Origin of the sequence: Brooklawnia sp., assembly GCF_049651565.1 — a bacterium.
Taxonomy (GTDB): Bacteria; Actinomycetota; Actinomycetes; order Propionibacteriales; family Propionibacteriaceae; genus Brooklawnia.
Window position 1 is genome coordinate 1 of sequence record NZ_JBASCI010000173.1, and the last position, 9,189, is coordinate 9,189.

Here is a 9,189-nt window from a genome sequence, read left to right on the forward strand (position 1 = left end):
CAAACCCGAGCCAAACGAAACCACGTCTACCTCAACAAAACCAAGATGCCCCGCACACCCAAGCGGGCACCCAACCACGAGGCAACGACCCCACCCAAGCGGGCATCTTGACATGAGGCAACATGAAGCGGTGCGCAACCACGGGGAGACCCCCGCGTCCAGTCGACACGCCGATGGCCGCTAGGATTTGGCTCGAACTCGCTTGCGCGTCCGAACCCGGATAGCTAGCGTCTACGAACGGCAGCCAAAGCAGGTTTTCCACAGCCCGGTTCGACGGGATGTCCGGTGTCATGCGACCATGTGGAAAGGCCTGTGGAAATGGCGCAGCCAAGGTGGACAACCCCTGCTCGAGGTGTCGCAGCGGCGTTCGTGGACGGCTCGAGTAACGGAAAGCGGGTGGTGAGGTGCCGGACCAGGCGGACGACAAGACCCGCGACCAAGCCCTGGCCCGGGCCTGGCAGCAGGTTCTGGCGCAGTCGGATGCCAGTTCGCGGGCCTGGCTGAAGTCCTCGCAGCCGTTGACGGTGCACGAGTCGGTGGTGTTGATCGCCGTGCCCAGCGACTACGCCCGCGGCCGCATCGAGACCCACCAGCGCAGCGCCATCGAGGAGGCGCTTTCAGACGCGTTCAACCGGTCGATGCAGCTGGCCGTCACGGTGCAGCCCGACCTCGAGCTCGACCTGGGCGTCCCCGACCAGCCACCGGTCGAACCGATCGAGCCAACCGAGCTGGTCCGGCGCAGCGACGCGCCGCCGGTGACGTCCGCGACACTTGCGACTGTGGAGAGCGAACCGGCCATTCAGCGTGTCATCCCCGGTAGCGACCGGAACGATGGCGACCGACTGAACCCCAAGTACACCTTTGACAACTTCGTCATCGGCGGCTCCAACCGGTTCGCGAACGCCGCCGCCGCGGCGGTGGCCGAGAACCCCGGCAAGGCCTACAACCCGCTGATGATCTACGGCGACTCAGGTCTGGGCAAGACCCACCTGCTGCACGCCATCGGCCACTACGTGCGGGAGTACTTCCAGAACGCGCAGGTCAAGTACGTCAGCACCGAGGAGTTGACCAACGACTTCATCAACGCGATCTCCGAGAACCGGACGCACGCGTTCCGCCGCACCTACCGCGACGTCGACGTGCTGCTGATCGACGACATCCAGTTCCTGGAGTCGAAAATCCAGACCCAGGAGGAGTTCTTCCACACCTTCAACACCCTGCACAACGCCCAGAAGCAGATCGTGATGACCTCCGACCGCGCACCAAAGGCGCTGGAGTTGCTCGAGCCGCGGCTGCGCAGCCGGTTCGAGTGGGGGCTGATCACCGACGTGCAGCCGCCGGACCTGGAGACCAGGCAGGCGATCCTGAAGCGAAAGGCCTCCTCGGAACAACTCTCCGTGCCGCCGGAGGTGCTGGAGTTCATCGCCTCCCGAATCAAGACCAACATCCGCGAGCTGGAAGGGGCGCTGATCCGCGTGACGGCGTTCGCGTCCCTCAATCGGCAGGACGTTGACCTGAACCTGGCCGAGGTAGTGCTGAAGGACCTGATCCCGATGGGGGTCGAGACCGAGGTGACCGCTTCCGCGATCATCGCCGAAACCGCCAACTACTTCGGCATCGACCGCGACGACCTGGTCGGCACGTCCCGGACTCAGACGCTGGTGACGGCACGCCAGACCGCCATGTACCTGTGCCGGGAGCTGACCGACCTGTCACTGCCCAAGATAGGCGAGGAGTTCGGTGGCAAGGACCACACCACCGTGATGCACGCCGACCGGAAGATCCGCCAGTTGATGCGGGAGCGGCGCAGTGTCTACAACCAGGTGACCGAGCTCACCAACCGGATCAAGCAGAACCGCTGAACCTGCCCACAGCTGCTGTGGAAAACCCCGCAGGAGCTGTTGATCGCCTGCCCATCCGTCGGGGACGTCTCGTGGACCGGCTTCCACAGCCGGGATTCCTCCACAGCCCGCGGCGGGTCGCCCCCCGTCGGTGCACAACCAGTACACAGCCGGTGAAGCCGGTCTGGTGAGGGATTATGAGGGTTTCACACAGAATCCACAGCGGTTACTACTGCTACTGAAGTCAACTACATACCAAAACCAGCCGAAGTAAGGCTGGGGACGGCGGGTCGGAAGACCCGATCATCGGTCAGGCACGCCAACCGGATCGAATAAGCCACAATCCCAACTGCAACGCCGGGCCAGCCTGGAACCCGCCCGGTCGGGAAGTCGATATGATGCCCCCGGAGAACTTGGCTGCTCGCAGTCAGGCCCAATGACGTGAGGATTGCACCGTGAAGATTCGCATGGAACGCGATGTCCTGGCCGAAGCCGTTATCTGGGCGGCCCGCAGCCTGCCCAGCCGGCCAAGCGTCCCGATCCTGGCGGGTCTGCTGATCAGGGCGGACGCCGAGGGCGTCACCATGAGCAGCTTCGACTACGAGACCAGCGCCCGGGTGCACGTCGCCGCCGAGGTGGTTGACGAGGGCGAGGCGCTGGTTTCGGGTCGGCTGCTCGCCGACATCGCCCGCAGCCTGCCGAACCGTCCGGTCGACTTCAGCAGCGACGCGAACCGCGCCGAGCTGGTTTGCGGACCGGCCCGGTTCACACTGCAGATGCTGCCGGTCTCGGACTACCCGGCCCTGCCGGAGATGCCGACCGCTACTGGCGACATCGACTGTGACGTCTTCGCCCAGGCGATCAGCCAGGTCGAGGTCGCGGCCGGACGCGACGAGCTGCTGCCGGTCTTCACCGGCGTCCGGCTCGAGATGGACGGTGAGCGGCTGTCGCTGCTGGCGACCGACCGGTACCGGATGGCGCTGCGCGAGCTGCCGTGGCGTCCCACCAACAGCAACGCCGAGGGGGCAGCCCTGGTGCCGGCCCGGGTGCTGCGCGAGGCAGCCCGCTCGATGGCTGGCGGCGAGACCGTCAGCCTGGCACTGGCCAGCACCGACGCCGGCGAGGGTCTGATCGGCCTGGAGGGCGCTGGCGCCGGTTCGACCCGCCAGTTGACCACCCGGTTGCTCGGCGGCGAGTTCCCCAAGGTGCGGCACCTGATGGACATCCGGCCCAATGTGGCGGTTCGCTGCAAGACCGAGGAGATCATCGCGTCGGTGCGCCGGGTCTCGCTGGTGGCCGAACGCAACAGCCCGCTGCGGATGCTGATCTCCGACGACCAGGTGGCCCTGGAAGCGGCCTCTGGTGACCAGGCGCAGGCGTCCGAGGCGGTGGCCGCCCAGGTCGACAACGTGGCCGGTGGTGAACTGGCGATCACCGCGGCCGGGTTCAACCCGCACTACCTGACCGACGCCCTGGGTGCGATCGACAGCCCGTACGTGCACTTCTCGTTCACTGCGCCCGGCAAGCCGTGCCTGGTGCAGGGTCTGGACGAGATCGACGGCGAGCCCAGCGACGACTACAAGCACGTCATCATGCTGATGCGGCTGCCAAACTGAGGGCCCGGCTCGCGACGAGCAGTCAGTCTCGCCGCAACCGCGCCAGCACCCCTGGGGGCGGCCGCCGGTAGGCTCACGGTCATGTTCGTCGCCCGGCTCGAGTTGCACCAGTTCCGCAACTACGCCGCCGCCGACATCTCGCTGGCCCCCGGGGTGACCATCTTCCAGGGCGCCAACGGGCAGGGCAAGACGAACCTGGTCGAGGCGGTGGAGTACCTGTCGCGGCTCGGCTCGCACCGGGTCAGCACCGACGCCCCGCTGGTGCAGTTCGGCACCGAACAGGCCGTGCTCCGTGCCGAGGTGGTCGCCGGACGCGACGACCCGCGCCGGCTGCTGCTCGAACTCGAGATCAACCCTGGCCGGGCAAACCGGGCCCGGATCAACCGGGCGGCCCTGCCTCGCACCCACGACCTGCTCGGCGCGCTCCGCACCGTGGTCTTCTCACCTGAGGACCTGGCGGTGGTGAAGGGCGACCCGGCGGCCCGCCGCGGCTTCCTGGACGACCTGGTGATCAGCCGCTGGCCCCGAATGCTCGGCGTCAAGCAGGACTACGACAAGGTGGTCCGTCAGCGCAACGCACTGCTGAAGTCGCTGCTGGGGACGCGTCCAAACGCCGAGTTCGAGTTCACCATCGAGGTCTGGGACGCCCAACTGGTCGAGCTCGGCAGCGAACTGCTGTCGGCCCGGCTGGACACCCTCGCCGAACTTCGGGAGCCGGCGGCCGCCGCCTACGCCGCCATCGCCCCGGTCAACAACCGGATCAAGGCGTTCTACCGGTCTGGTTTCGAGTTGCCCGACGACCCCGGCGAGTTGCGGGATGCGTTCGCGGCCGCCCTGGCCGAGCGCCGCCGCGACGAACTCGCCCGGGGACTCACCCTGGTCGGCCCGCACCGCGACGACCTGGCGATGTCGATCGGCGAGCTGCCGGCCCGCGGTTACGCCAGCCATGGTGAATCCTGGTCGCTGGCCCTGGCGCTGCGGCTCGGGGCGTTCGAGCTGTTGCGCAGCGACGGCATCGAGGCGGTGCTGATCCTGGACGACGTCTTCTCCGAACTGGACGCCACCCGCCGCGAACGGCTGGCCGCGGCCGCCCGGCAGGCCGAACAGGTGCTGGTCACCGCGGCGGTGCCCGGCGATGTGCCCGAACAGCTGGCGGGGGTCCGCTTCGAGGTGCATGCTGGCACAATCACCCCGCCCGAGATCCCCGACCAGAACCCGGGAGCCGCTGATGACAAGGCATCATGACCGCCCACCCGTCGGGCGCGAGACAGCAGAGGCCGCGGACGAGGTCGACCAGGCCATGATCTTTCCCGATCCGGTGATCGCCGATGACCACGACCCGCTGGGGGTCGAGGTCGCCACCCGGATCGCCCACGACGTCGCCGGCATCCTGCCGCCACCGCGCGGCACCACGCCGCGCCGGCGCAAGAAGTGGCGGTCGGAGTTCGACGAGGAACGCTCCGGTCCGGGCCCCGACGACCGCGATCCACAGCCGCTCGGCAACGTCCTGGGCAGCTACGTGGTGCGCCGCGGCTGGCAGACCCAGATCGGGATGCGCCGGCTGCTCGACCGCTGGCCGCAGATCGTCGGTCCGGTGAATGCCGAGCACTGCCAACCGGCCGGGTTCACCGACAAGGTGCTGCTGGTGCGCGCCGAGTCGACCACCTGGGCCACCGTGCTGCGGCAACTCTCCCCGCAACTGGTGGCCAAACTGAACGCCGAACTCGGGGACGGCTCGGTGCAGCGGATCGAGGTCCGCGGACCGGCTGCGCCGAGCTGGAAGCACGGCATCCGGTCGGTGCGCGACGGCCGGGGACCGCGCGACACCTACGGGTGACCGGCCACCCACCGCTCGTCACCAAACGCCCGGCTGCCCCGCTCGGTGAGCCGGAGCGGCGGCATCTCCACCAACCCAGGAAGCGCCCGGCGGACGGCGTCCTGCTGGTCATCGGGGCAGCACACCAGCAGGTAGGCGCCGATCTTGCCGCCCGGGAACTGCGCGGCCGCCCCAACCGCCGCCACCCGGGCGGTGACATCACGCACGAACTCGTCCACGAACCGGCCTGGCAGCAGTTGCTTGAGGCGCTGCTGCTCGCCGATGCATTGGGCAACCCCCGGCAGGTCGCCGGCGCGCAGGGCGGCTGCCGTGCGGTGGGCGAGGTCCTTCACCTGGTGCAGCACGCCCAACGCCTCGGCGATGCCGGTGCTGAGCTGCTGCAACGACTGCCGGGTGTGATTGGTGGCGCGTCCGGTGGTGAACAGCAGCAGCGACCGCTCCAACCGGGCGCGGAACCCGGCCGGCAGTTCAATGCGGTGGGCCACCGCCTCGGCACCCCGGTACGCGATCAGCAGCAGGCCGCCACGAGCGCACACGTTGGCGTCGTGGTAGCCGGACGCGCCGCCCAGCACGTCCACCTCGATGTGGGACGCCTCCCGCGCCAGGGCCACCGCGTCCGGCTGCTCGCCGCGCCGGGCGCGCAGCGCATGCAGCAGGGCGACAGTGGTGGCCCCGGACGAGCCGAGTCCGCTGTGGTCGACCACGTCGGCGCGGATGTCGATGGCCAACGGTGGCCCCCGGTGGCCGACCGAGCGCAACGCCTCCCGCACCAGTTCGTTGCCGATGTCGGCCTGGCGGTCGGCGGCCTCGGTGCCGAGCACCGACGACACCTCGTAGCGGCCGGTCGGGCTGGGGCCGATCCGGACGTTGATGCCCAGATCGATGGTGGAGCTGACGGTGGCCCCGCCGAATCGGTGGGCGTAGGCCCTGACGTCGGTGAGGCCGCCGGCGAACGGTATCCGCAACGGGGTGTGGACGGCGACCGGTCTGCTGTCCTGCGCGGTCATGATCCCGACCTGCCCTCTGGGGATTCCGCGCGGGCGACCACAGGAAGGAGCTGGACATAGCCGTACCCGTCGGCCTCAGGGGATTCCGCGCGGGCGACCAGCCTTTCCACTACGGTGTTCACGTTCTCCTCCGGGCTGGGCAGGGTGCCCCCGAGGTGGATCCAGTCGGCACATTCCACGTACCCCACCCGAGCGCCGGCGTCGATGGCCCGTTGCAGGTTGACCAGCATCCTGACCTCGCCGTTCGGCGCGCGCAGTTCCCCGATGCGGGCGAGGACGTCGGGGGCGAGCTTCCACAGACTGAGTATTCGCGGTACTGGGGGCCGGGGTTGGTGCGGTTGAGCGCCGCTGGCTTGGCCCGGGATTGGTGTAGTTGAGGGCCGGGGTTGGTGTGGTTGGGCGCCATCTGCTTCTAGGCTCCTTCCCGCCTATGTGAGGGCCACGTGGGCGGGAAGGAGTACCGGTAATGGTACGCAGGATCAAGGCGAGGCTGGTGTTGCAGCTTCGTTCGCAGGGCTTGTCGGGCAGGGCGATCGCTGCCGGGCAGCAGATGTCGAGGCATAGCGTGCAGGCGGTGATCGATGCCGCTGACCGGGTCGGGCTGGGCTGGGAGGAGGCCCGGGTGATGACCGACGGGCAGGTTTATGAGCGATTGTTCCCGGGCCGTGGGGTCCGGGAGAGCGTGTTCGCCCAACCTGATTGGGATCAGATGCACAGGGAATTGGCCAAGGTGGGTGTGACGCTGCGGTTGTTGCATCAGGAGTATGTCGATGCGGCCGACGGCGGGCAGCCGGTGATGAGTTATGACCGGTTCTGCCGGTTGTATGGCGACTACGTCAACGTGTTGGGGGCTTCGTCTCGGGTCGGTCACAAGGCGGCCCGTAGTGTCGAGGTCGATTGGTTGGGGCCGACGATGGAGCTGCTGGACCCGACGACCGGTGAGTTGTCGAAGGTGTATTTGTTCGTGGGGTGTTTGCCGTTCAGCCGGTATGGGTTCGTGCACGCGTCGTTGGACATGCGGCAGGAGTCGTGGTTGCGGGCGCACGTGGCGATGTTCGAGTTCTTCGGCGGTACGGTGCCCCGGATCGTGCCGGACAACTTGAAGACCGGTGTGATCGGTCATCCGCGTGAGGGGGAGGTGGTGCTCAATGACGCCTACCGCGAGTTGGCGGGGCATTATTCGGCGGCGGTGTTGCCGACCCGGGTGCGGCACCCGAAGGACAAGCCGTCGGTGGAGAACACGGTGTCCCAGGTGGCGACCTGGGTGATCGCCGGGTTGCGTCATGAGACGTTCACCACCCTGGCCGGTTTGCAGGCGCGTATCGGTGAGCGGGTCGAAGCGTATAACGCCGAACCGTTCCAGAAGCGGGAAGGATCTCGCAGCAGCGTGTTCGCGGCCGAGGAGCAGCCGCTGCTCGGGCCGCTGCCGGCGGCGCCGTTCGAGGTCAGCCAGTGGGTCTATGGCCGCAAGGTTGGCCGCAACGGCCACGTGGTCTGGGCGAAGAACTACTACTCGGTGCCGTTCGCCCATATCGGGGCGAAGGTCGACCTGCGGATCACCTCGACCATGATCGAGATCTATCGCGGTGACGAGCGGCTGTCCAGCCACCTGCTGGTGCCGCCGACCCGGCACAACCAATACCGCACCAACGACGCTGACCTTCCCGAAGGCCGGGGCTGGCAGGAGTGGGACCGGGCACGGATCGACGCCTGGGCCGCCCGGGTCGGACCGGCCACCGTCACGGTGATCGACCGGGTCTTCGAGTCGGTGCCGGTCGAGGAGCAGGGCTACGACCCGGCCCTGGCGGTGCTGCGACTGACCCGCAGGTTCTCGCCGGCCCGGCTGGAGGCGGCCTGCCAGCTGGCGTTACGCAGCCCGATCCGGCGGGTCCGCTACGCCCACCTGCGGCCGATCCTGGACACCGGCCAGGACAAGACCGGCCCCCACCCGGCGGCAGATGCCGACGACGGCGACAGCGGCGGCTACGTCCGCGGCAGCGACTACTACGCAGGAGGCACCCGATGAGCGCCTCGTTGCTGGACGTCGAGACCAAACGCAAGCTGCGCGAGATGAACGCCGCCGAACTGATCCACGCGATCGACTCCCAGGACCAGCTACTGACCGTCGGGATGGCGTTCGAGGAACGACTCCGGCTGGCGGTCGATGAGGCCTACTCGGCGTTCACCCACCAGAAAGTGACCGGGCTGATCCGGCGGGCCGGGCTGCGCTACCCCAACGCCGACCTGCGCCGCATCGACCTGGTCGAACAACGCGGCCTCGACCGCGGCGTGCTGGCCAACCTGGGCGCCTGCTCATTCGTGACCCGGCAGCAGAACGTGGTCTTCCAAGGCTTCACCGGCTCCGGAAAATCCTACCTGGGATGCGCCCTGGCCAAACGGGCCTGCGAACACCGGATCCGCGCCCACTACATCCGGATGCCCGACCTCGAAGAAGCCTGGACCGCAGCCCAGGAACAACCCGGCGGAGCCGGCAAGTTCCTGCGCAAATACGCCGCCTTCACCGTCCTGGTGATCGATGAATGGCTGCTCGACCGGCCCACCGAATCCATGCGCGGCATGCTGCTGGAACTGATGGAACGCCGCTACGGCGAAACCTCCACCGTCTTCTGCACCCAATACCAACAGAAGGACTGGCACACCCGCCTCGGCGCCGGAGTCCACGCCGACGCCATCATCGACCGAATCGTCCACAACACCATCTGGATCGAAACCGGCACCTACAACATGCGAGAACACACCGCCTCGCAGGCCTGACCGCGAATGAGCGCCAGCAGTGGCCCCCACCCACGCCATCGCTGGCGCTCAACCGCACCAACCCCGGCGCCCAGCCACACGAACCCCCGGCGCTCAAGCCGTCAAATACTCAC

The 9,189-nt window shown here is 68.0% G+C and carries 8 protein-coding genes; 6 read left to right on the top strand and 2 right to left on the bottom strand.

Going from position 1 to position 9,189, the window contains the following annotated elements:
• The first annotated feature begins 404 nt into the window (after positions 1-404).
• From dnaA to WBL05_RS07990, 4 genes are all read left to right on the top strand, one after another.
• Positions 405-1,862, top strand: a complete 1,458-nt coding sequence (gene dnaA, locus WBL05_RS07975; RefSeq protein ID WP_424225046.1) for a chromosomal replication initiator protein DnaA — start codon at positions 405-407, stop codon at positions 1,860-1,862.
• Positions 1,863-2,296: 434 nt separating this feature from the next.
• Positions 2,297-3,457 carry a DNA polymerase III subunit beta gene (gene dnaN / locus WBL05_RS07980; protein ID WP_424225047.1) on the top strand — a complete coding sequence of 387 codons (1,161 nt, stop codon included), beginning with the start codon at positions 2,297-2,299 and terminating at the stop codon, positions 3,455-3,457.
• 81 nt (positions 3,458-3,538) lie between these two features.
• On the top strand, positions 3,539-4,702 hold the full coding sequence (gene recF / locus WBL05_RS07985; RefSeq protein WP_424225048.1) for a DNA replication/repair protein RecF: 1,164 nt from the start codon (positions 3,539-3,541) through the stop codon (positions 4,700-4,702).
• Complete coding sequence (locus WBL05_RS07990; protein WP_424225050.1) at positions 4,686-5,294, top strand: DUF721 domain-containing protein; 609 nt, start codon at positions 4,686-4,688, stop codon at positions 5,292-5,294. The genes recF and WBL05_RS07990 overlap by 17 nt, the downstream gene beginning before the upstream one ends.
• Here the strand turns inward: WBL05_RS07990 and WBL05_RS07995 are convergent.
• A complete protein-coding gene (locus WBL05_RS07995) occupies positions 5,285-6,301 on the bottom strand; it encodes a hypothetical protein (protein ID WP_424225051.1) in 1,017 nt (338 codons plus the stop codon). The two genes, WBL05_RS07990 and WBL05_RS07995, sit on opposite strands and share 10 nt — an antisense overlap.
• The gene (locus WBL05_RS08000; RefSeq protein WP_424225052.1) at positions 6,298-6,531 is read right to left on the bottom strand and encodes a hypothetical protein; all 234 of its coding nucleotides are present in this window, start codon (positions 6,529-6,531) and stop codon (positions 6,298-6,300) included. Before WBL05_RS08000 ends, WBL05_RS07995 begins: the two co-directional genes overlap by 4 nt.
• A gap of 236 nt (positions 6,532-6,767) precedes the next feature.
• Here WBL05_RS08000 and istA point away from each other — a divergent pair, with 236 nt between their 5' ends.
• Positions 6,768-8,327 (top strand): IS21 family transposase, encoded by a 1,560-nt coding sequence (gene istA / locus WBL05_RS08005; protein WP_424225053.1) that lies wholly within the window; start codon positions 6,768-6,770, stop codon positions 8,325-8,327.
• Positions 8,324-9,076, top strand: a complete 753-nt coding sequence (locus tag WBL05_RS08010; RefSeq protein WP_424225055.1) for an ATP-binding protein — start codon at positions 8,324-8,326, stop codon at positions 9,074-9,076. Before istA ends, WBL05_RS08010 begins: the two co-directional genes overlap by 4 nt.
• Positions 9,077-9,189 lie beyond the last annotated feature (113 nt).

Coding starts and splice junctions, on each gene's coding strand:
- recF (WP_424225048.1), top strand. CDS start 3,539: ATGTTCGTCGCCCGGCTCGAGTTGCACCAGTTCCGCAACTACGCCGCC.
- WBL05_RS07990 (WP_424225050.1), top strand. CDS start 4,686: ATGACAAGGCATCATGACCGCCCACCCGTCGGGCGCGAGACAGCAGAG.
- WBL05_RS07995 (WP_424225051.1), bottom strand. CDS start 6,301: ATGACCGCGCAGGACAGCAGACCGGTCGCCGTCCACACCCCGTTGCGG.
- WBL05_RS08000 (WP_424225052.1), bottom strand. CDS start 6,531: ATGCTGGTCAACCTGCAACGGGCCATCGACGCCGGCGCTCGGGTGGGG.
- istA (WP_424225053.1), top strand. CDS start 6,768: ATGGTACGCAGGATCAAGGCGAGGCTGGTGTTGCAGCTTCGTTCGCAG.
- WBL05_RS08010 (WP_424225055.1), top strand. CDS start 8,324: ATGAGCGCCTCGTTGCTGGACGTCGAGACCAAACGCAAGCTGCGCGAG.